Raw genomic sequence first — 21,898 nt, 5'->3', positions numbered from 1 at the left:
GAGGCCGAGGCGGTGCGGGCGAGGCCCAGCGGCGCGACGGCGCCCAGGGCGAGCGCGGTGCCCAGCATGCGGCGGCGGGTCGGTCCGGTGCGGCGTGCGGTCGGCGTGGCGTCCGTCGAGGGGCTGTTCGTCGGCGTGCTGTGCATCGGCGTGGTGTCCATGCGCGGAACGCTGTCACGCGGGCCGGGCGGGCAGCATCAGCCCGTCGATTGATCATCCGTCACCTCGTATTGGCCCACGGGTTTACATCCCCGGGCCGATGCGGAAGAGGGTCGGGCGGGGTCCACGTCCGAGGCTCCGCTGGTTAGGCTGGGGAGAGTCCGGGAGGAGGGGCGCATGAGCGGGGACGACGGGCAGGGGTACAGCGCGGACGATGCGCTGCGGAAGGCGGGTCCGGCGGGCCGGGGCAAACGGTTGCTGGGCGGCGTGGTGATCACGCTGATGTTCGTGGTCCTGGCGGTGGCGATGGTCGCCGTGGTCGTGTTCGTCACCTGGGGGGCTTTCCGGATCGCCACCTGGCTCGGCATGGTCGTGCTGGTCGTCGAGGTGGCGGCGGGCCTCTACTGCCGGGGGAGCGTGCTCGCCTCGGGCCGTTCCGGGCGGTGACGTCCGGGCGGCGGCCCCTCGGCGTGCGAGGGGCCGCCGTCCGCCCTGCTAGACGAAGTTCTTGTCGACCAGCATCTGCAGCACGTTGACGTGGAAGTCCGGGAAGTCCATCGGCACGATGCCGAACCGGGCGCGCTGCTGGGTGCGGGCGTTCAGGTAGGGGTAGACCGTGCGGTCCATCAGGGACTGCGAGCTGGTCTTGGGCCAGTAACCACCCGCGTACGAGAGGAAGTTGACGAACATCTTCGGGTAGGACGGGTTGAGGAAGGCCTTGTCGAACTGGGCGACGATGCGCTGGCCCTTCGTCCCGAGGGGGTCGAGGCCGCCGGTCTGCCAGAGGTCCTGGGTGTCGAAGTAGCCGTTCTCGCCGCTGGACCAGCCGATCAGGCCCCAGGGGTTGGCGAAGTCGGCGATCAGGACGACCTTCCCGCGGGCGGTGGCGAGGGTCGGCCAGCCGTAGAAGTGGAACAGGTCGCGGTAGCCCAGCGCGTCGAGGTAGTGGTTGACCCGCCGCATGAACTCGGTGTCGTCGAGTGACTGGCCGCCGGCGCGTTCGTTGCGCAGGCGCATCAGGACGGTCTCGCCGGGGTGTGAGCGGAGGAAGGACCGGCACTGGTCGAGCACGTCCTGGAGGCGGATGTGCTGGTAGTTGTCGGAGTGGTAGATCCCGAGTTCGTCGGGAGCGCCCTGGAGGCCGTTGCAGCGGATGTCGAGGAAGCGGACGCCCTCGTTCAGCTGCTGGGGGATTCCCCAGTTCTGGGTGTGCGACCACTCGGTGCCGTAGGCGGGGTTCTCGCAGCAGGAGTCGTGGGTGCCGGGGATGGTGAGGTCGAGCAGGGAGAGGTCGCCGCTCAGGCGGCTCATCCAGCTGTCCGTCGGCAGGCCACGCGGGGTGGTGGCGCCGGAGGCGGCCGAGGCGCTGCCCGGCAGGGCGGGGCCTGCGACGGCGGCGGCGCCCAATCCCGCGCCCCACTTGAGAAGTTCACGGCGTGCGATGCCCATGGTGCGGCTCCTCGGGGTCCGGTCGGGTCGGGTCGGTGCGGTCGGTCGTTCGAGGCGTGCGCTGTCATCTTGGAGCACGCGGGCACTGCTTTGACAGGTTCACGGCGCGACAATCCGGGGCCGGATGGCCCCCGTGGGGTGAAGATCGAAATGCGCGGACGGCCGCCGCCCGCCACGGTGGGACCGTGGCTGCGATCGTCGTCCTCTTCGAACTGGCCCCGGACCAGGCCCTCGGCCCCGAGGGCGTCGGGCCGGGCGTGGTCGCGGTGCACGCCGCCGGCCAGGACCCGGACGTCCCGGAGGACCCACAGGCGCGCACCTTCTGCGGACTGGACACCGCTCCGATGGAGCACGCCCACTACCGCCCCACCCGGCCGGGCGAGCCGTGGTACCCGCCCGAGCTGGAGCAGCAGCGGTGCCGGCTCTGCGAGGCGGCGCTGCACCGGCTCTGATGCTCTGGGCGGAGGGCCCGCCGGACGGCCCACGGACTTCCTGATTCCGTGCGAGCGCAAGGCCGAACGCCTCCTCGCCTTCGTCGGCATCGCCGGCGCTCCGATCCGCCGCCGAAGACACCAGGGATCCGGATGACATGCCGGCAACGGCTGCACGACAATGAGCGCCATGCCTGTGACTGATGAGCCAGAGGCCGAGGTGTCCCGCTTGTGGCAGGAATCCAGGGGCGAGTACAGGACCTCACGGGTCAACCTGGCCGAGCCGGCAGGTGTCGACCTTGTGACGATGGTCGACGGCAGGCTCGGGGGCTGCATACACACCTGGTTGTACTGCTGTGCTTCCTTCGGTGCACGGCATCTGGACACCGTCAGAGTGGTCCTCCGCGATCTTGAGCGGCTTCTCCCCGAGATCACCGATGAGGGCAACCTGCGTATCGGGCAGCACTGTCACCGGTTGGCGCAACTCATCTCGGACAGCAGCCCGGATTCCGACAACGGAGACAGCCTCTGACGTGTCACGGCTCGCCTCGGTGATTCAGCGCTGAGACGGGGGCTGCGACAGCCGGCGGAGTGGGAAGTCGGCCGGGCCGACTTCCCACTCCCGTGCATGCGGCGTCAGGTCAGAGCTCCGGCAGGGGCTCGCCGGTGTGCGGCTCGCGGCGCTCGATGAGCCAGAACAGGTAGCCGCGCAGGTAGGCCTCCAGCCCGTCGTCCAGGTAGGCGGCGTACTGCCGCAGCGCCTCCGGTTCGTTCCGGCTGTCGTCGCCCAGTTCCAGTTCGCCGGCGATCCAGGCCCGCACCTCGTCGCGGCGTGACCACCAGTCGCGCACCGCCTGCGGGGTCCAGTGCCGGTCGCCGTCCCAGGCGTAGCCGCCCAGCGGCTCGCCGTGGGCGATCTCCACCAGGGCGGCCACCTCACGCGGGTCGGCGGGCTGACGGTGGACGAACTCGCAGTGCTCGTCGCCGGAGAGCACGTGCTCGGGGAGGTAGTACGGGCCGTTCAGCCCGCTGTCGGTCTCGCCGGCGTAGAACGGCCCCGGAACGTTCAGCCGACTGCGGTCCGCCCAACGGCCGTCCCCGACCGAGTCGGTGATCTCCCGGGCGGTCGGCAGCGGATCCCAGTACGCCGGCTCCTGCCATGGCCCCTCCACCGGGTGGAGGAGGAGTCGCCCGCGCATCCGGGCGGCGGCCTGCCGCAACTCCGCCTCGTGCGAGAGCCCCCGTCCCCGGTGCAGCAACCGGGCCCACCGGCCGCCCGCCCCGCCTGCCTGCGTCCTTCCCATGCGGCCCAGCCTAGGCCGTGACACCGGGCCGGCTCAGCCGAAGCCGACCTCGGTGAAGCGGCAGCCGCCGCGCTCGGCGTCGGACAGGACCGGGGCCGACGTCAGCCGCGGGGCCTCGCGGACGTACTGGCGGAAGCCGGCCGCGCGGAACCTCAGGTCGAAGGAGTGGCCCTCGATGTGCCAGTGCGGCGAGTCCTGGTGGTCGTCCTCCGGTGCCGACCGGTGCACGTCGGAGATCTCCAGCTCCGGTGTCATGCCCTTGAAGCCGAGGCCGCCCTCGACGTCCCAGACCTCGTCGAAGACGAGCGTCGCGGGGGCGACCCAGAAGGAGAAGCTCTTCGCGGGCCGGACCGGGGCGACCCAGGCGACGATGTAGTCGAGGTCGAGGAGCAGCCTCGGCAGGAAGTCGTCGGTCTGCTGCACGTACAGGCCGTGGACGGTGGCGTCGTGCCAGCCCATCTCCTCGAAGTCGGCGTCGCTCCAGACGCTTTTCGAGAGACCCGACTCCTGGTGGCTTCCGCTGTTCACCCCCGTATCCAACCAGGCCGTGCGCCGTGACCTCGGCGTGGGGCCGAGGCGGGAGGCGGCAGACGGAGTGGGAAGTCGGCCGGGCCGACTTCCCACTCCTCGGGTGTCGATCAGCCGATGGCGTCGACTACACGCCGACCGCGGTGCCGGCGTGGGCGGAAGCCGCCTGGTACTCGTCGTCGCCCTCGAACCGTGCCTCACAGCCTGTGGCCAGGGTGCTGGCGACGATGACCGGGTCGAGGATCTTGGAGCCGGAGTTCAGCTTGGCGATCCCGCTCTGGTCGGTGGTCGCGGAGCCGACCCGTTGGCCGCTCGCGGTGCTGTAGAAGGTGATCTGCCGCCCCACGACCGGCTTGCCGTCCTTGTCGGTCAGCGTCGCCTCGAAGTCGCCGCTGATCGGCGCGTTCGCTATCACGTGGCCGCCTACCGTGCGTGCCTTGAGCTGGACCGGCTTCTTCTCGGAACTCATGGCGTGACCTCCCGGATGCTCTGGGCTACTGCTTCCACCGTAGGCACGTCCGTGAGCGCATGCATCCGGACCGTATTTCCGCAGGCCGGGGTGCCCGCCGGCCTCCTCTGCAGGGGGTGTGCGAGGACCCGGCGCACGTTCGGTGGCGGTCGGCGCGGGGATCGGGGAGACTCGCGCGCATGGTCTCGGTGTTGCAGAACGTGGCGATCGACTGTGCGGATGCCTATGAGCTGGCCCGGTTCTGGAGCGGGGTGACCGGCCGCCCGCTGGATCCCGACTGCCGGCCGGGCGACCGGGAGACCCAGGTGCTGCCGGCGGAGGGCCCGGTGCTGTACTTCAACCAGGTGCCCGAGGCCAAGACGGTCAAGAACCGGGTCCACCTGTGCCTGCGGCCCGAGACCTCGCGCGACCAGGAGGTCGAGCGGCTGCTCGGCCTCGGTGCCACCTTCGTCGGCGACCACCGGAACCCCGACGGTTCGGGCTGGGCCGTCCTCGCCGATCCCGAGGGCAACGAGTTCTGCGTGCTGCGCAGTGACTCCGACCGGGCCGCCGCGCACTCCTGACGCCCGCGCAGCAGAGGCGCGCCGTCCCGGCCGGTTCCGGGAGCGACCGGAAACCGTTTGCCGCAGGCCGGGCGCCCTGCTCGAATCGGCGCTGTGGACACCTACCTGGAAACCGGGCGGATGACGCTCCGGCGCTTCACCGGAGCGGACGCCGACGCCCTGGCCGCCCTGCACGGCCACCCCGACGTCATGCGGTACATCGACGACGGCCGCCCGGTGCCCAGGGACGTCGTCGAGCGGCAGCAGCTCCCGCGCATCCTCCGCGAGTACGACGAACTCCCGGACGGCCAGGGCTGTTTCGCCGCGGTGGAGAAGTCGTCCGCAGCGTTCCTGGGCTGGTTCTCGCTGCGGCCCGCGAGCAGCGTCGGCCTGGACGGCGGTACGGAGCCGGGCTACCGGATCCTGCCGTCCGCCTGGGGCCGGGGCCACGCCACCGAAGGCGCGCGGGCGCTGGTCGGGCACGCGTTCACGCAGCTGGGGGCGGACCGGGTCGTGGCCACCACGATGACGGTCAACACCGCCTCGCGGCGGGTCATGGAGAAGGCCGGACTGTCCCTGGTCCGCACGTTCTTCGAGGAGTGGCCCGACCCGGTCGAGGGGGCCGAGCACGGCGATGTGGAGTACGCCGTCACCCGCGAGGACTGGGCCCGGTGGCGCGAGCACCGGTAGTCCGCCGGTGCTCCGGGTGCAGGTGCGACCAGGCCCCGACGCCCAGGGCCGTCCCGATCCCGAGGAAGGCGCCGACTCCGGCCGGCGCGATCCACCCGGTGATCGGTGTTCCCGCGCTGTCGCCGTCCCCGGTGAGGGCGAGCAGCGCGGTCAGGAGGCCGTAGGGGACCAGTACGGTTCCTGTGCAGGCCAGGACGAGCAGCGGCCGCCGGGGGAGGCGCCGCCCCCATGGCCGGACGAGTGCGCAGGCCAGGGCCAGTCCGGTCAGCGCGAGGACGGCGGTGAAGTCGATACCGTGCTGTTCGAGCCACACCAGTGCGTCGGGCGCGCCGTTGCGGGTGAACTCGCCTGCCACGTCGAACCCGTCGGCAAGGCCGGCCCTGCCGCCCGCTGCCCAGTAGGTCTTGACGGCGATGTACGGGAGGGTGGCGGCGATGCCCAGTGCCACGGTCCTTCGTGCTGTCGCCGGTGTCGGTGCGTGCACCTTGTCCCCTCCTGTGTCCTCGCCCGGCGGCGGGTGCTGCCGAGTGGTTCCACAGTGCTCGGCCCGGAGAGCCGGGTCGTCCTTCCCGGGGCCGGTTCCAGGGCGATCCGTCCCTCGCGCGGGGGAGTGGGACGTCGGACCGGCCGACTTCCCACTCCCCGTGGTCCAGGGCCTGGACGGCCGGTGACCTTCAGGCCGGCGGTCGTTCAGTTCGACGGTGTCGGATGCCTCCGTTGCAGCCACAGACCGACCAGGGCCACGGCCACGGTGAGTGCCAGCGCCAGCACGGCATCGGTTCGCGATTCCTGGAGGGCGATCATCACCGCGTACAGCGCGAGGAGCGCGATCAGCGTCACCCAGGTGAGCACCGGGAAGAGCCAGACGCCGGTGCCGGGGACGGGGCGGCGCCCTTCGGCGCGGTCGCGACGGCCGAGTACCAGGTGGGCCGCGGCGATGCCGATCCAGGTGACGTAGACGGTGTCTCCGGTGACGTCGACGAGCCGGCTGAAAGCGGTCGTGGGGTGGAAGACCTGGAGGAGCAGGCAGAGCGCCGCGATCGAGGCGGTGAACAGGATGGCCGTGTGCGGCGCCCCGCGCCGGGAGACGCGGGCGAAGACGGACGGGGCGTCGCGGTCCCGGGCCAGGGCGAACAGCATCCGGGAGCTGGCGTAGACCTGGGAGTTCATCGTGGAGAGCATCGCCGCGAACAGCACGACGTTCAGCACGGTGGACGCGTTGTGCAGACCGAGGTGGCTGAGGGTGGCGGCGAACGGGCTCTGGCCCACGGCGGCGCTGTCCCAGGGCAGGAGCAGGACGACCACGGCCAGCGAGCCGAGGTAGAAGACGGTGACCCGCCACAGGATGGTCCGGGTGCTCTTGCGGATCGCGGCGGCGGCGTCCTGGGCCTCGCCGGCGGCGATGGTCACGATCTCGGTGCCGGAGAAGGAGAACATCGCACCCGAGGTGGCGATGACGACGCCGCTGAATCCCATGGGGAGGAAGCCTCCGCGGTCCAGCAGGTTCCCGGTGCCGGGCGCGGGCGTACCCGGCAGCAGGCCGGCGACCGCGACGATGCCGACGGCGATGAACAGCGCGATCACCGCGACCTTGACCCACACGACCCAGAATTCCATCTCGCCGTAGGCGCGCACGGAGCCGAGGTTGACCGCGGTCACCACGCCGACCAGCACCAGGGCGACCAGCCAGACCGGGAGTGCCGGGAGCCAGCCGTTCACGATCCGTGCGGCCGCGATGGCGTCGATGCACAGCCCCAGGGGCCAGCCGACCCAGTAGATCCAGCCGCTGGTGAACCCCGCCCAGCGGCCGAAGGCCAGCCGGCCGTACACGGCGAAGGCGCCGGTGTCGGGGCGGGTCACGGACATCTCGGCGAGCATCCGCATGACGAGCACGACGATGGCGGCCGTGAGGGCGTAGGCGATCAGGACGCCCGGGCCCGCCTGCTGGATGCTCACTCCGGAGCCGACGAAGAGCCCGGCTCCCACCGCGCCACCGATGCTGATCATGGTCATGTGGCGGCTGAGGAGGCTCTGGGCCAGCTGGGCCCCGCCGCCCGTGGCGGTCGGGTCGCCCGCCGCACGGTCCCCGACCACCACCGTTCGGCCGCCTCTGTCGCTGTCGTGCGGCATGCTGTTCCCCACTCTTCCGTCTGTGTCGTTCACGACCGCGGCTCCGCTCTCCGCTGGGCGTGCACCTGGGTCAGCAGCGTGCGGAAGAGCGGCAGCCGCAGCTCGGGGTCGGGTACGAAGGCCTCGGGGTGCCACTGGACGCCGACGGTCCAGGCCGGGGCACCGGCGGTCCGGGCCGCGGAGGCGGGGGCCTGGGGGTCGGCGAACGCCTCGACGGCTTCCACGCATCCGTCGTCGGCGCGGGCCGACACCCGCAGTCCGTCGCCCACCCGGTCAACCGCCTGGTGGTGACCGGAGGCCACCGGCATCCGGTCGCGTCGGAACACCTCGGCCAGCGTGCTGTCGGCCGACAGTGCGACCTCGTGGACGGCCCACTCGTCACCGGGCGCCGCGTCGTGCGCGACGGAGGCCTCCGGCAGGTCGAGGTGGAGGGTCCCCCCGCGGATGATGTTGAGCAGCTGCATGCCGCGGCAGATGCCGAGCAGCGGCCGCCGGTGCGCCAGGGAGTACCGGATGACGGCCGCGTCGAGCCGGTCCTGTGCGGGGTTGACGTCGTACAGCGCCGGGTGGGCCGGATCGGCTCCGTACAGGGCCGGGTCGACGTCCCCTCCGCCGGGCACCACGAAGCCGCGGCAGTGGGCGAGTTGCGCGTCCAGCGCGTCCTCGTCGGAGTGCGGCCGCACCAGGACGGGCTCGGCGCCGGCCGCCCGGACCAGTGCGACGACGTCGTCGAAGATGCGGTTCGCCTCGCCGATGCGATGGTCGGCGCCCGGCGCGCCGGCATCGCTGAGGCGTACGGGTATCCCGATGAGGGGTGCCGGGTGCTCGGTGAGGCTCATGGTTCTCCTGCGATCACAGCTTGCGGATGAGATGCGAAATCTAGAAGATAGATTTCATGGATGACAAGGGGTGGACGCAACACATCTCGCCGGTACGTTCGGCCGGGGCCGCGGAGGCCATCGCGCGTCGGCTCGGCGAGCTGATCGGCGCGCGGATCCTCGTCGGCGGCGACCGCCTGCTCCCCGAGAAGAGCCTTGCCGAGCTGTTCGGGGTCGCCGTGATGACCATCCGCCACTCGATGGCGGTGCTGCGGGAGGACGGCCTGATCGAGACCCGGCGCGGCCATGGGGCCGGTACCTACGTCGTCCCCGACGTCCTCTCCCGGATCGGCGAGCTGACGGCCCTCCACCCGTACACCCAGGCCGACATCGAGGAGTTGACGGCCTGGCGGATCGCGGTGTCCGGGGAAGCCTCCGCCCGGGCTGCCCGCAGGGCCTCGGAGGCGGGACTGGCCAGGCTGCGCGAACTCGAGTCCGCCGCCGACGCGGCGGTCGCCGACCCGGAGGCGTACCGCACGGCGGACGCCGGACTCCACCTCCACATCGCCGAACTCTCCGGCTCCAGAAGGCTGCTGGAAGCCGAACAGGGCATCCAGCACGAACTGACCCGACTGCTGGCCGGCCACCCCGGCGGCCCGGAGGCCCGGAGCATGCCCGACCAGCGGCACCGCGCCCTCGCCGCGGCGATCGAGGCCCGCGACCCGGCGCAGGCCCGCGAGCAGTTCACGGTCCACGCCGAGGCCACGGCCGACCTGTGCCTCCCCTTCGTCCAGCAGCCGCCCGGTCCCGCCCGGCCCGTCACGCCTCCGGAACGCAGCCGCTCGGCGGCCGCCCGCCACTGAACATCCCGCATGCGCCTCCCGGCTCGACGCTCGACCCCGCCCCGTCGCCCGGCCTGCCGGGATGTCCTGACTCGGGGAGTCGTCCTGCGGTTGGCGAGCGGGAGGACCGGCCGGACCTCCCCCCCCAACGGCCCACCGCCCCGACGGCGGCGGGCCGTTGGCGTGTCGTCAACCCGCCGAGGACAGGAGCAGGACCACTCCCGCGACCGCCGCCGCCCCCGTGACGACGAGGCCCACGACCGCACAGCCGAGATCCCCCTGCCCGGACCGGAGTTCGGCCGGGAGGTCCGGCGTGAAGTCGGCCGGGTCGGCGGGGGAGTAGTGGACCGTGACCTCCCTCCCGCACAGAACACCGGCGTCGGGCAGGCCCGAGGGATAGTAGGCGGTGACGGCCGCGCCTTCGTGGGTGGTGAAGGCGACGACGGGCGTCCGGCTGGTCCGGAGGTCGCCGTCCGCGTCGGTCTCGACGGTCTTGAGGACGGCGATGACGCGCCCCGGCACGGGTGCCGTGGCGGCCAGCGTGTCCAGACGGCCTCTCGTGCGTTGCCTCTCCCCGGGCAGGTGGAAGGCGGTGAGGACGGCGAGCGGCCCGCAGACCGCGACCAGGGCCCATGGCCAGCCCCAGTCGATCGAGGCGACGACCACCAGCCCGACGTAGATCAGGAACACCGCGGAGTTCGGCCAGCCGAGCCCCCGCCGGCCTGCCTGGAGGTCGTTGGCGAACCGGAAGGCGTGCGGTCTGCCGGGCGGGTAGCGGACTCCGACCTCCCGGCCCACCCAGGCCGTGGTGATCCGGTCGCCGGTCTCGCTGTCGTTCGTGACGACGAACTCCTCGCCGGTGGAAGGGTCCCGGAAGCGGACGACCACCGCTATCCCGTCCTTCTGGGAGCTCCCGTTCCGGGGCTCCCGAACCCGTTCGATCCGCCCCGTCACCCGCACTGTCCGCTGCGCCCGGGTCACGCCGGCCAGCGACCGCCCGTACCCGACCAGCGCCACGAGGCCGAACACCCCGCACCACAGCGCCAGAATTCCGTGCCAGTTCATGTGCGCCCGCTCCTGTCCGTGGTTCAGTGCACCGAGGTGCGCCGCAGCACCCGGCCCTGTTCGTCGGCCTCCAGCACGGCGTTGCCCTCGGGTCCGGTCACGCTGATCCTGATGGTGAGGGCACCGGCGAGACGGTCGGCGGTGAGCTGCCAGGTCTGCGGGGCGTGGGCGCCGAGGGTGGTCCTGGCTTCCTCGACCAGGGCGGGGAACCGCTCGTAGGGCAGCGACAGCGGATCGAAGTCCGGGGTCTTCGCGCCGGTCGGGGAGAACACGACCGACAGCAGGTTCTCCTGCACGACCACGGCGATCGCTTGGCGTGAGTCCCTCTCCATCGTCAGGGAGTCGACGGCTCTCGGCAGTTCACCGTCGTCGAGGAACGACCGGCCGGGGCCGAGCACAACGGTGCCGGACCCCGCCGACACCACCCTGCTCGACCACGACGAGGAGACCGAAGGCGTCGCGGACGAGGACGGCGGGTCGGCAGCTTCCCGCTCGAACAGGTCCACGCGGAACAGGAGGACGACGGCCGCCGCGCCGAGCAGGAAGCCGAGGAGTCCGACGAAACCGACGCCACGGGCCTCGGGAGGTGCGCTCACCCTGACCGGCCCGGGCACCGAGTCGAGCCGCGCCCCGGCCGCCCGCTCCTCCCACTCCGGAGTCGGTCGCTTCACGATCCTCACCAGCCACGGCCGGTCCGGCGGGTACCGGACCACCAGGACACCGCGCGGCCGGTAGTCGGGGAGGTCGGCGACGTTGATGTCCTGCGTGAACTCCACCCGGAACGCGGGCCCGTCGTCCGGCACGACGGTGAGGTCGAACCGCACCGACCGGTCGGTCACCTCACCCTCGGGGACGTTCAGGCTCTCGACCGTCGCGAGCGCCGTACGCGGGACGACGGCTGCCTCCCTCGCCCGCCGTGGCCAGCCGGCGAGGAGGAGCAGCAGGCCGTAGACGATGGGAATGCCCAGGCCGGCGATGAGCAGCGGCACCTTCTCGATGACGACGCCGACGACCATCGCGGCGAGCGATCCTCCGATCACGCCACCCGTCAGGAAGCCGCGGGCGAGGGCGATCGGCGTGTTGCGCCGGGGCGGCGCACCGGTGGTGATCGTCATACCGGTGATTGTGCCGGGCGGGGCCGACGGCCGACAGGCTGCGGAGCCAACACGTTTGCGCCGCCCCGGCGAAACGCCGGGCGCCGTCGCGCCAACCCGTGTGCCGCCCGTCCGACCACCGTGCCCTGCGCCTGACTTCGCGGCGGAGCGAGGCTCCTGTGCGCCCCTGCTTTCCCCGTCGGCCCGCTCGCCCGCCGCGGCGAATACCACGGATCGGCGGTCGGCAGGGGAGGATGCCCGTGAACCACCTATCCGAGCGAATCTGACGATCCATCAGTTAAGGTCCGGTCGCTTCGGACCATGATGCGGTCAGTATCCGTCACGGAAAGGGTGGTTCGCATGACCAGCTTCAATGGAGAGCCGATCCCGGCGATCACCGAGACAACGCTGGCCGGCATCGCCGACAACGGCCTCTGGGGCCCCGGCGCCACCGTCAACCAGGCCGTCATCGACCTCGGCAACGGCCTGCTGGCGGCCGCCCAGGGCGTCAAGACCGTCCAGCTTCCGCCGGAGCTTGCCGAGTTGGTGGCCAAGGTGCGGCAGATCGCCGACATCGACGCCACCACGATCACGGTGGAGGACGGCACCCGGCTGTCGGCGTTCGCCATCAAGCTGGCGGGCGACGAGCCGCGCCCGGTCGTGATCGTGCCCGCCGGCTGGAGCCCGGTCGGCTGGCTGCCCTTCGTCTACGCCTACTTCAAGCTGGCGCTGCGCGGTTACCACGTGCTGGCCTACACCCCCCGCGGCCTGGGCTACCCGAACTGGATCTCCACCTCCGAGGGGCACGTCGACGTCGCCGGACCCAAGGACTGGTCCGACGGGTCGGACGTGATCACCTACGCGCAGGAGCGCTTCAGCCCGAGCCGGGTCGGCTTCCTCGGCGAGTCCTACGGCTCCGGGATCAGCCAGCTGGTCGCCGCGCACGACCGCAGGAAGCGGGTCGCCGCGGTGGTCGCGCTGAGCACCTGGGGCAACCTGGCCACCAGTCTCTACGCCAACAACACCCGGCACGTGAAGGCCGTCGAGCTGCTGGTCGGCTTCACCGGCGGTCCGAAGGAGGAGAAGTTCGACGAGGAAACCCGGGACATCCTCGACAAGTTCGACGAGAACCGCGACCTCGACGACGTGATCGCCTGGGGCAACAAGCGCTCCCCGGAGACCTACCTGAAGGAGACGAACGCGCGCGGCATCCCGACCTTCGTCTCCAACACCTGGCACGAGACGCTCTTCCCGGCCGCCTCGGTGGTCGACGTGTTCAACCGGCTCGACGTGCCGAAGCACCTGAACCTGTGGATCGGCGACCACGGCGCGCCCGAGGGCGCCGGCCTGTCCGGCCTGCTGACCCACCTGCCGTTCCCCGGCCTGCGGGAGCCGGTCCAGGAGGCCTACGACTTCCTGGACCACCACCTGCTCGGCGTCGACAACGACGTCCCGAGCCGGAAGCAGGTGAAGAGCCAGGTCATGTTCACCTACAAGACCAAGCCGGTGCTGGGCGGCGGCAACCGGATCACCGAGGCCGCCCGCCGGGAGGAGTACGCCGCGTGGGCGGACGTCACCACCAGCCGCGAGAACTGGTACCTGACGGGGACCAACGGCGACGGTGACGGCGCGCTGGCCGACAAGGCGGCGGCCGACTGGACGCGGAGCTTCGCCGTCGGCGAGCTGACCAAGGCCACCGCGGTGGACGAGGTCATGGGGACGGGCCAGAAGGAGTGGACGGGCAACCCCCGGAGGTACGTCCTGGCCGAGTTCGAGCGGGACAACCTGCTGGTCTGGTCGACCGACCCGCTGACCGGGCAGGGCGAGGTGGCCCGCCGCATCCGCGGTGCCGCGGAGGTCCGGCTGACGGTGCGCAGCAGCGGGGAGGCCGCCACCCTGGTGGCCTACCTGTTCGACGTCGCCCCGGACGGCACGGCGCGGATCATCGCGCACGAGCCGTACACCGCGCTCGACCTGACCCCGGGCGTGGACGCGACCGTCAGCTGGAAGCTCCAGCCCACCGCCTACGACGTGCCGGTCGGTCACCGGCTGACGCTGGTCGTCAACAGCCGTGACGAGCTGTACTCCTTCGCCGAGGTGAACGGCACTGCCACCATCGGCTCGCCGAGCGGGAGCGAGTCCCGGCTGGAGCTGCCGCTCGGCTGATCCGGCGGGGCGACCGCGGCAGCAGCCGCGCGGCCACGCCGTGCCACGGGGACTCGACCAGCGCTTCCCGGGGCTGGTCGGTCCGGCTCGCGCGAACTCCTGGGCGTGCGGCGGCGGCAGGCGGAAGCCCCAAGCGGAGGTCAAGGAACCTTGACCTCCGCTTGGGTCCCACCCGTACTGACGACATGTCAGACTGTGCGCCCCGCAGGCCGATGAGGAGAATCCGGTGGATCTGGCGCGCCCCCTGATCGAGGACTTCCCCGCCCACCCGGACGGCGACCCCGCCGACGCCCTGGCCCGCGCCGTCCGCGCCCGACGTGCCGCCCTCGGCCTCACCCTCCCCGCACTCGCCGCCCGCGCCGGGCTCCCGGAGGCCGACGTCCGGGCCGTCGAGGCGGGGCACGCGGTGCCCACGCTGGCGCTGCTCGCGGTGCTGTCGCGCGCCTTGCGGAAGGAGTGACGAGCGGCCGCTCAGGCGGGCTCGTAGGAGGTGCTGCGGACCAGGGCGCGGGCCGTGGGGGAGTCCATGGGGTGGGCGAAGAGGTAGCCCTGGCCGAGCGGGCAGCCCATGGCGGCGAGCAGGTCGCGCTGTTCGGGGTGCTCGATGCCCTCGGCGATGACCTGGACGCCGAGGGTGTCGGCGATCCGGGCGATGCCCTCGACGAGGGCGTACTGCTGGGGCGAGTGGCCGAGGCCGTCGATGAAGGACTTGTCGATCTTGAGCAGGGAGATCGGGAACTCGCGCAGGTAGGACAGCGAGGAGTACCCGGTCCCGAAGTCGTCGATGGCGATGCCCACGCCGAGGCCGGACAGGGTGGCCATGTCGGCGTGGATGCGGTCGTCGCGGCGCATCAGCACCGACTCGGTGAGCTCCAGGACGAGGGTGTGCGGGTCGATGCCGGAGCCGGCCAGGGCCTGGCGGACCACGTCCACGAAGCCGGCGTCGCGGAACTGGCGGGCGGAGACGTTGACGTTGACCCGCAGCGGCGGCCGGCCGGCAGCCGTACGGACCGCCGAGCTCGCGGCGTGCCAGGCCGCGGCCTCCTGGGCGGCGCGCTCCAGGACCCAGGCGCCGAGCGGGACGATCTGGCCGCTCTCCTCGGCGAGGGCGATGAACTCGTCGGGCAGCACCATCCCGCGCCGGTCGTGCGGCCAGCGGACCAGTGCCTCGAAGGCGACCAGATCGCCCGAGCGCAGGTCGACGATCGGCTGGTAGTACAGCTGGAAGGCCGATTCCGCGATCGCCGAGTCGAGGTGTTCGTTCAGCTCGTGCCGCTCCACCATCCCGGTCTGGAGGGCCGGCCGGTAGTGGCACCACTGGCGGCGGCCGGCGGCCTTCGCGGAGTAGAGCGCGAGGTCGGCGTGGGTCAGCAGCTCGGCCGCGTCCACGCTGTCCTCGGTGGTCGCCACGCCGATGCTGGCGCTCACCCGGACCGCGCCCGCCTTCAGCTTGAACGGTTCGGCGAACACGGCCAGCACCCCGGCCGCGATGGTGTCCACGTCGGCGGGCCACCGCGCGTCCTCCACCAGGACGGCGAACTCGTCGCCGCCGAGCCGGGCGGCGGTGTCCGAGGCGCGCAGCGCGGTGGAGATCCGCAGCGAGACGGCTACCAGCAGCTCGTCGCCGACCGCGTGGCCCTGGGTGTCGTTGACCACCTTGAAATCGTCCAGGTCGATGAAGAGCACCCCGGTGACGGCCCCGCTGCGCTCGCTCCGGGAGAGCGCGTGCCCGACCCGGTCCTGGAACAGCACCCGGTTGGCCAGGCCGGTCAGCGAGTCGTGGAAGGCCCGGTGGGTCAGCTCGCGCTCCATCTGCCGCTGCTCGGTCACGTCGCGCAGGGTGAGCACCAGGGCGCCGACGGTCGGGTCCGCGCGCAGGTCGTTGAAGCGGACCTCGGCCTCGATCGGGGTGCGGTCCTGGCACAGCAGCCGCCAGTGCTCGCGCGGCTGCTCGCCCCGGGACTGCTCGGGCGCCTCGCGCATCCGTGCCAGTGCCCTGCCGACCTCCCGGCTGTCCTCGGGCGGGACCAGGTCGGTCAGCAGGGTGCCGGCCAGGTTCGGGTGGCCGAGCACCGTCTCGGCGGACGGCGAGGCGTAGCGCACGCCGTCGTCGGCGTCGATGATCAGGATGACGTCGCTGGCGTTCTGCACCAGGGTTCGGAAGTACAGCTCGCTGTTGCGGCGGGTGACCTCCCGGCTCAGCTCCACCCGCTCGACGGCGAGGGCCGCCTGGGCGGCGAGGATCTCCAGCGAGCTCCAGAGGCTGGTCAGCTCCTGCTCGGTGCCGATGACGATGAGCGCGCCGATCAGCGGGTCGCCGGAGGGCCGCTCAGCGAGCGTGAGCGGGCAGACCAGGGCGTACGGCATGCCACCGGGACGGGGGCGGCGGTCGCCGCCGGACCGTGCGGCACCCGACGGGTCGGCGGCCGTCAGGCCCAGGGCCGCCACGGGTAGCAGCAGGGTCTCCCGCACGGCGGCGAGGTCGAGCACCTGGTCGGACGGCGCGGCGACCCCCGGCCGGGGTCGGGCGGTGCCGCTCCCGGCGTGCCGGACGTGCAGCACCCCGTCCTCGGTCACCGCGAGCAGGGCGAGGTGCCCGGGCTCGGCCGGCATCAGGGCGGAGGCGGCGGCCTGGACGGCGTCCGCGACCTCCTCCACCGCCACGGCCGCGGTCAGCCGGGCGCCCGCCTCGCGCAGCGCCCGTTCGCGGGCGACGGCCTGTCTGCGGTCGGAGACGACCACCGCCAGCCGGGCCAGCACCAGCAGGTAGAGCAGCGCGGAGAAGGCGCCGATCACGCCCGCGTTGCTGGTGTTGCCGGCCAGTGACTCGATGATCAGGATCGCCGGGGCGATCAGCGAGGCGAGGGTGAGCAGCACCAGCCGGGCGGTGCTCAGGTCCGGCTGCTGGGTGGGCACCGGCCGGGTCAGCTCGACCATCGACGGGTGCAGCGCCGCCGCGCCCCAGGCGGTGTAGAACGCGGCCCAGCCGAGTTCGACGGACGTGCCGATGCGCCAGGTGCCGTGCAGTTGGATCAGCCCGTACAGCACGTCGGAGACCAGGATGCCGAGCGAGCCCACGGCGAGCACCCGCAGCGAGCGGGAGCCGGCGCCGCGTGGGGTCAGCAGGCGCAGCAGCAGGGCGAGCACGACCACGTCGCCGAGCGGGTAGGCGATCGAGACGGCCTTCTGGAACCAGCTGAGGTCCGGGTCCCGGGCGTACGGGAGGATCAGGTAGATCCAGGCGAGCAGGGCCAGCCCGATGGTGAGGATGAGCGCGTCGAGCAGCCCGGCGCGGTCCTGACGGGCCGTGCGCCAGCGGATGAAGCCCAGCACGCCGACCGCGTACAACACGTACTCGGCGAGGTAGAAGGCGTCCGCGACGGACGGGAAGGGGTTGGGCAGGTGCAGGATGTCCAGCTGGACGGCCTGCACCGCCTCGCCCGCGGTGAAACTGAGGTTGGCGAGCGCCAGCACGTACCAGAACCGCGCGTGCGCGGGCCGGTTGAGACGGACGCCGACCACGATGGCGGCGACGCCGCCGAGGCCGATGCCCGTCCACCAGATGATCCGCTGGCTCGGATCCGCGTAGTAGATGCCGGTGAACAGCACCATCCAGAGCAGATAACAGACCATCAGGCGTCGGCGCCGGCGAGTCAACGAGGCTACCTCCTCCGCGACATCACCCCGCCCGTCGGGCAGGGGAGTTCGGGCGAGGGCTGGGCGGGCGAGCCCGTGCGGGGCCGACCCGGGTGGGGCGGACGAGCGCTTGCGCGCAGCAGTGGGGCGTCCGGCGGGACCGGACGTCCTCGACGAGGCATGAGTGCGTATAGTCGGAAATGTCGCACTCCCAAGCATTCTGCCGCCACAGCACGAGGTCAAGCCGGTGGACGACGCAGCAGACAGCGCACGGGGCGTACGAACGGATGCGAGCTCCGGACGTCACGCCGTGGTCCGCAACGACAACGGTCAGTACGCGATCTGGCCCTGGGGCTTACCCGTCCCGGCCGGCTGGTGGCAGGTCCACGGGCCGGCCGGGCAGGCCGACTGCCGGGACTGGGTGGAACACGCGTGGCACCCGGCCGGGCTCGGCTTCCCCGGCGCAACCCCCGTACGGCGGGCGGCGGCCGGATTCGCGGACACGGTGCACGGACTGTTCCGCGCGCGGGCGGCGCACGACCCGCAGGCGATCGCCGTCGTCGCCGACGACGCCACGCTGAGCTACCGCGAACTCGACCTGCGCAGCACCCGGTTGGCCGCCGCACTGCGGGCGCGCGGGACCGGCCCGGAGCAGGTGGTGCCGGTCTGCCTGGAACGCGGGCCGGGGCTGGTGACCGCCTGGCTGGCCGTGCTCAAGGCGGGCGGGGCCTTCCTGCCACTGGACCCGGCGCACCCGCCGCGGCGCCTGGCCCGGCTGGTCGAGGACTGCGGGGCACGGGTGGTGGTCGCGGACGGTGACGGGTTCCCCGGGGTGTCCCGGGTGTCCGTGCTCGGGCCGGAGGGCGGCGGGAGCGGGGAGTTCCCGGGCGACGGCGGGGGCGGGGAGTCCCCGGGCGACGACGGCGCCGTCCCGGACGACCTCGCCTACCTGATCTACACCTCCGGCACGACCGGGCGTCCCAAGGGCGTACCGGTCACCCACCGCGCGCTGCTGTTCACCCTCGACCGGATCGTCCACGCCTACCGGCTGCGCCCGGGAGAACGCGTCCTGCAACTGGCCGCGCTGGGCTCCGACACCGCGCTGGAACAGGTGCTCGGCCCGCTGCTCGCGGGCGCGACGGTGGTGCTGGGCGGCGGCGGGGACACGGGCGGCACCTGGGCGCCCACCGAGCTGGCCGGCCGGCTGCCCGGGCTGGGCCTGGCCGTCGCCGACCTCACCCCCGACTACTGGCACCACCTGCTCGACCTGCTCCCGCCCGGCGGACCCGGCCCGCAGGGCCTGCGGATGGTGCTGGTGGGCGGGGACGCCGGGCACGCCGACGACTTCCGACACTGCCTGGAGCGGCTGCCCGGTGCGCGGCTGCTCAACGCGTACGGGGTCACCGAGGCGGCCGTCACCTCGACGCTCTGCGAGGTCACGGCGGAACTGTTCGGCGGGGGAGCGGGCACCTTCACCGCGCCCGTGCCGATCGGACGGCCGCTGCCCGGGGTCCGGGCGTACGTGCTCGACGCCCGACTGCGTCCCGTCCGGCCCGGGGAGAAGGGGCAGATCCACCTCGGCGGGCCCGGCCTCGCCCGGGGCTACTGGCGGCAGGCCGGGCTCACCGCCGAGTCCTTCCTGCCCGACCCGTACGCGCCGCTGCCCGGCGAGCGGATGTACCGCACCGGCGACGCCGGGCGGTGGCGGGCGGACGGGCAGCTGGAGATCCTCGGGCGGGTCGACGACCAGGTGAAGGTGCGCGGGCACCGGGTGGACCCGGCCGAGATCGAAGCCGTCCTGGCAGCCCACCCGGAGGTCCGGCAGGCCCGGGTCGCGGCCGCCGGTGAGGCGGCGGACGGCAGCCGAACGCTCACCGCGTACTACACGCTCGCCTCCGGGGCGGCCGGCGGGGCACAGGGGATCCGGGCGTTCCTGGCCGAGCGGCTGCCGGAGTACCTGGTGCCGGCCGTGTTCGTGCCGCTGGAGGAGATGCCGCTCACGGCGGCGGGGAAGATCGACCGCCAGCGGCTGCCGCAGGCCCCGGTGCGTCCCCCGGCACCGGTGCCGCCCGCGCCCGAGGCCTCCGGTGCGGGAACGGTGGAGGAGGCCGTCGGGCAGCTGTGGGCGGAGCTGCTCGGCGTCGAACACATCGGCCCGGACGGCGACTTCTTCGCGCTCGGCGGCACCTCGCTGCTCGCGATGGAGATACTGGCGCGGGCGCGGATCGTGTTCGGCATCGACGTCGGGCAGGTGCGGACGCTCACCCGGGCGCTGCTGCGCGAGCCCGTCCTGCTCGCCTTCGCGGGGGCGTTGCGGGCGGCGCGGACGGAGGGCCCCGCGGGCGCCGTACGGGATGCCGCCGTCGACTGGTCCGCGGAGGCCCGGTTCACCGAGGACCTCCGGCAGTCCTGGAGCCCGGCGCCCTCCCGTGTCGACCCCGCCGAGATCCTGCTCACCGGCGCCACCGGCTTCTGCGGCGCCCACCTGCTGCACGCGCTGCTCGCCACCACCCGGGCGCGCATCCACTGCCTGGTCCGCGCGCCCGACGAGGAGCACGCGCTGGAACGGCTGCGGGCGGCGCAGCAGCGCTTCCTGCGGCGCGACCTCGCCGACCGGCGGATGGTGCCGCTGGTCGGCGACCTCACCCGGCCGCGGCTCGGCCTGACGGACCGCCGGTTCGACTGGCTGGCCGGGCACCTGGACGCGATCCACCACCTGGCCGGGCAGGTCAACTTCCTCTACCCGTACCACCAGCTGCGGCAGGTCAACGTCGGCGGCACCCGGGAGGTCGTCCGGCTCGCCGGACACAGCCGGGGCGTCCCCGTGCACTACCTCTCCACCCTCGCCGTGCTGGCCGGCTTCGGTGCGGCCGGTGTCGCGAAGGTCACCGAGCGGACCCCGCTCGCCCACCCGGAGCGGCTCGGCGTCGGCTACGTCGAGAGCAAGTGGGTCGCCGAGCAGCTGCTGCACAACGCGGCCGCCGCCGGACTGCCCGTCACCGTGCTGCGCACCAACGACGTCACCGGGGACCTGGCGGACGGGATGATGAACACTCGCACCGAACTGTGCGCGCTGATCGCCTACCTGGCCGACAGCGGGACCTGCCCGGACGTGCAGCTGCTGCTCGACTTCGTCCCCGCCGACCGCTTCGCCCGCGCCACCGCCCACATCGCCGCCCACGCACCCGCCGCCGGCGAGGTCTACCACCTCACCTCCCCACGGCCGGGCGTCCTCGCCGACCTCGCCGAGCGGCTGCGGGTTCGCGGCCACCGGATCGCCCGACTGCCGTACGGGGAATGGGTGCAGCGGCTGGTCCGGTTCGCGGCCGGGAACCCGACGCACCCGATCGCGCCGTTCGTCCCGCTGTTCGTGGACCGCGCGCCGGGGACGGCGCTGTCGATCAGCGAGATGTACTTCCGGCCGACGTTCCCGCTGTTCGAGCGGGCGAACGCGGACGCGGCACTGGCCGGGAGCGGTATCGAACTTCCGGCGGTGGGTGCAGAGTTGATCGACCACTACCTGACAAGGATGGAGCGGGAGGGCTTCCTGCGGGCGGCGCCGTCGTGAGCTCCATCGCCGCCGCCCTCGGGGCGCTGGACGTACGACTCGGCCACGGTGACGGCCCGGTGGCCTTCGGTGGCACGCTCGGAGCCGAGGAGTTGCTGGCGGCGTACCGGCACGGACTGTTCCCGCTGCCGGCCGCGGACGTGTACGCGAGCGCGTACAACGAGGCGCTGTACGGCGAAGCCGTCGAGGCGGGCGAGGTGGCGCTGCTGCCCGGCGGGGCGGACCCGTACGCGCTGGCCTGGTGGTCGCCCGACCCGCGGCCGGTGATCGCGCCGGACGGCGTACGGCTCGGGAGCCGGCTGGCGCGGCGGCTGCGCAACCGGTCCTCCTGGTGGACGAGCGCCGACCGGGCCTTCGGGCGGGTGCTGGCGGCGTGCGCCGAGGGGCGTCAACCCGTCTGGCTCACGGAGGAGTTGGCGGCGGCACTGATGCGGCTGCACGAGCTGGGGGCGGCGCACAGCGGAGAGGTGTGGGAGGGGGAGGAGCTGATCGGTGGGGTGTTCGGGGTCGGGGTCGGGCCGGTGCTGAGCCTGGACTCGATGTTCCACCGCCGCCCGGACGCCGCCCGGGTCGCCGTCGCCGACCTCGGGGCGCGGTTCGGTGCGGCGGGCGGGCGGCTGCTCGACGCCCAGTGGGACGGGCCGCACGTGCGGAGCCTGGGGGCCGAGCCGATGGCGCGCTCGCGGTACCTCGCGGAACTGTCCGGCGGGGGAGGGAGCGGGGGTGGGGTCGGAGCGCCGGACGGGGCGCCGCTGCCGGCGGAGCGGCTGGGGCATCCGGGCTGACCTGCGGTTAAACCTGCCTGGGCGGCCTTTTTTGCCCGTCTTCGACAAACTTATTCCTCGTCAGTAACATGACGTGGCGTGTTCAAAAGTTCCCTAGGCAGGGCCGCCGGCCCCGCCGTCCTCACCCTCGTCCTCGCCGGGGCCGCCGCGTGCGGGCCGACCGGCCCCGGTACCTCCCAGCCCGGTGCCGCACCGGCCGCCGCCACCGTCGCCGACCCGGCC

Annotated in this window: 20 protein-coding genes; 10 read left to right on the top strand and 10 right to left on the bottom strand. The window is 72.8% G+C overall.

Going from position 1 to position 21,898, the window contains the following annotated elements; translation table 11 throughout:
• Positions 1 to 336: 336 nt before the first annotated feature.
• Positions 337 to 606 (top strand): hypothetical protein, encoded by a 270-nt coding sequence (locus KS423_RS14235; protein WP_224279064.1) that lies wholly within the window; start codon positions 337 to 339, stop codon positions 604 to 606.
• Between the two features lie 48 nt (positions 607 to 654).
• On the opposite strand, the gene KS423_RS14230 is transcribed toward KS423_RS14235, so the two are convergent.
• Positions 655 to 1,608: a phosphatidylinositol-specific phospholipase C gene (locus KS423_RS14230; RefSeq protein ID WP_224279062.1), complete on the bottom strand. Its 954-nt coding sequence runs from the start codon at positions 1,606 to 1,608 to the stop codon at positions 655 to 657.
• Positions 1,609 to 1,793: 185 nt separating this feature from the next.
• Between KS423_RS14230 and KS423_RS14225 the strand changes: the two genes are divergently transcribed.
• Together KS423_RS14225 and KS423_RS14220 are read left to right on the top strand one after the other, a co-directional pair.
• Entirely contained in the window at positions 1,794 to 2,060 is a 267-nt protein-coding gene (locus KS423_RS14225; protein ID WP_224279060.1) for a hypothetical protein, read from the top strand.
• Positions 2,061 to 2,229: 169 nt separating this feature from the next.
• The gene (locus KS423_RS14220; protein WP_224279058.1) at positions 2,230 to 2,571 is read left to right on the top strand and encodes a hypothetical protein; all 342 of its coding nucleotides are present in this window, start codon (positions 2,230 to 2,232) and stop codon (positions 2,569 to 2,571) included.
• Positions 2,572 to 2,680: 109 nt separating this feature from the next.
• Here the strand turns inward: KS423_RS14220 and KS423_RS14215 are convergent, their stop codons facing one another.
• From KS423_RS14215 to KS423_RS14205, 3 genes are all read right to left on the bottom strand, one after another.
• On the bottom strand, positions 2,681 to 3,343 hold the full coding sequence (locus KS423_RS14215; RefSeq protein WP_224279056.1) for a ferredoxin: 663 nt from the start codon (positions 3,341 to 3,343) through the stop codon (positions 2,681 to 2,683).
• A 33-nt stretch (positions 3,344 to 3,376) separates the two neighbouring features.
• On the bottom strand, positions 3,377 to 3,871 hold the full coding sequence (locus tag KS423_RS14210; protein WP_224279054.1) for a hypothetical protein: 495 nt from the start codon (positions 3,869 to 3,871) through the stop codon (positions 3,377 to 3,379).
• Positions 3,872 to 3,998: 127 nt separating this feature from the next.
• On the bottom strand, positions 3,999 to 4,340 hold the full coding sequence (locus KS423_RS14205) for an Ig-like domain-containing protein (RefSeq protein ID WP_224279052.1): 342 nt from the start codon (positions 4,338 to 4,340) through the stop codon (positions 3,999 to 4,001).
• Positions 4,341 to 4,519: 179 nt separating this feature from the next.
• Between KS423_RS14205 and KS423_RS14200 the strand changes: the two genes are divergently transcribed.
• Both KS423_RS14200 and KS423_RS14195 read left to right on the top strand, forming a co-directional pair.
• The gene (locus KS423_RS14200) at positions 4,520 to 4,903 is read left to right on the top strand and encodes a VOC family protein (protein ID WP_224279051.1); all 384 of its coding nucleotides are present in this window, start codon (positions 4,520 to 4,522) and stop codon (positions 4,901 to 4,903) included.
• Between the two features lie 93 nt (positions 4,904 to 4,996).
• Positions 4,997 to 5,572 carry a GNAT family N-acetyltransferase gene (locus KS423_RS14195; protein WP_224279049.1) on the top strand — a complete coding sequence of 192 codons (576 nt, stop codon included), beginning with the start codon at positions 4,997 to 4,999 and terminating at the stop codon, positions 5,570 to 5,572.
• Here the strand turns inward: KS423_RS14195 and KS423_RS14190 are convergent.
• From KS423_RS14190 to KS423_RS14180, 3 genes are all read right to left on the bottom strand, one after another.
• Entirely contained in the window at positions 5,532 to 6,020 is a 489-nt protein-coding gene (locus KS423_RS14190) for a hypothetical protein (protein WP_224279047.1), read from the bottom strand. The two genes, KS423_RS14195 and KS423_RS14190, sit on opposite strands and share 41 nt — an antisense overlap.
• 242 nt (positions 6,021 to 6,262) lie before the next feature.
• Entirely contained in the window at positions 6,263 to 7,735 is a 1,473-nt protein-coding gene (locus KS423_RS14185; RefSeq protein WP_224279046.1) for an amino acid permease, read from the bottom strand.
• On the bottom strand, positions 7,732 to 8,541 hold the full coding sequence (locus tag KS423_RS14180) for a gamma-glutamyl-gamma-aminobutyrate hydrolase family protein (RefSeq protein WP_224279044.1): 810 nt from the start codon (positions 8,539 to 8,541) through the stop codon (positions 7,732 to 7,734). The genes KS423_RS14185 and KS423_RS14180 overlap by 4 nt, the downstream gene beginning before the upstream one ends.
• 56 nt (positions 8,542 to 8,597) lie before the next feature.
• On the opposite strand from KS423_RS14180, the gene KS423_RS14175 reads away from it, so the two are divergent.
• Positions 8,598 to 9,383: a FadR/GntR family transcriptional regulator gene (locus KS423_RS14175; protein ID WP_224279043.1), complete on the top strand. Its 786-nt coding sequence runs from the start codon at positions 8,598 to 8,600 to the stop codon at positions 9,381 to 9,383.
• Between the two features lie 168 nt (positions 9,384 to 9,551).
• Here the strand turns inward: KS423_RS14175 and KS423_RS14170 are convergent, their stop codons facing one another.
• Both KS423_RS14170 and KS423_RS14165 read right to left on the bottom strand, forming a co-directional pair.
• Positions 9,552 to 10,427, bottom strand: coding sequence for a DUF3592 domain-containing protein (locus KS423_RS14170; RefSeq protein ID WP_224279042.1), 876 nt, complete (start codon positions 10,425 to 10,427; stop codon positions 9,552 to 9,554).
• Between the two features lie 23 nt (positions 10,428 to 10,450).
• Positions 10,451 to 11,542 (bottom strand): hypothetical protein, encoded by a 1,092-nt coding sequence (locus tag KS423_RS14165; protein WP_224279041.1) that lies wholly within the window; start codon positions 11,540 to 11,542, stop codon positions 10,451 to 10,453.
• 339 nt (positions 11,543 to 11,881) lie between these two features.
• Between KS423_RS14165 and KS423_RS14160 the strand changes: the two genes are divergently transcribed.
• Positions 11,882 to 13,687, top strand: coding sequence for a CocE/NonD family hydrolase C-terminal non-catalytic domain-containing protein (locus KS423_RS14160; RefSeq protein WP_224279040.1), 1,806 nt, complete (start codon positions 11,882 to 11,884; stop codon positions 13,685 to 13,687).
• Positions 13,688 to 13,913: 226 nt separating this feature from the next.
• Positions 13,914 to 14,147: a helix-turn-helix transcriptional regulator gene (locus tag KS423_RS14155; protein ID WP_224279039.1), complete on the top strand. Its 234-nt coding sequence runs from the start codon at positions 13,914 to 13,916 to the stop codon at positions 14,145 to 14,147.
• Between the two features lie 11 nt (positions 14,148 to 14,158).
• Here the strand turns inward: KS423_RS14155 and KS423_RS14150 are convergent, their stop codons facing one another.
• Positions 14,159 to 17,344, bottom strand: coding sequence for a bifunctional diguanylate cyclase/phosphodiesterase (locus KS423_RS14150; protein ID WP_224279038.1), 3,186 nt, complete (start codon positions 17,342 to 17,344; stop codon positions 14,159 to 14,161).
• A gap of 226 nt (positions 17,345 to 17,570) precedes the next feature.
• On the opposite strand from KS423_RS14150, the gene KS423_RS14145 reads away from it, so the two are divergent.
• Positions 17,571 to 20,891, top strand: a complete 3,321-nt coding sequence (locus KS423_RS14145; protein ID WP_224279036.1) for an amino acid adenylation domain-containing protein — start codon at positions 17,571 to 17,573, stop codon at positions 20,889 to 20,891.
• Positions 20,888 to 21,676: a leucyl/phenylalanyl-tRNA--protein transferase gene (locus tag KS423_RS14140; RefSeq protein ID WP_224279034.1), complete on the top strand. Its 789-nt coding sequence runs from the start codon at positions 20,888 to 20,890 to the stop codon at positions 21,674 to 21,676. Before KS423_RS14145 ends, KS423_RS14140 begins: the two co-directional genes overlap by 4 nt.
• Positions 21,677 to 21,898 lie beyond the last annotated feature (222 nt).

This window comes from Streptomyces sp. LS1784, assembly GCF_020103755.1.
In the GTDB taxonomy this organism is placed as follows: domain Bacteria; phylum Actinomycetota; class Actinomycetes; order Streptomycetales; family Streptomycetaceae; genus Kitasatospora.
The sequence above is the reverse complement of the archived record's forward strand: the minus strand, read 5'-3'. Positions and strand labels throughout refer to the sequence as shown.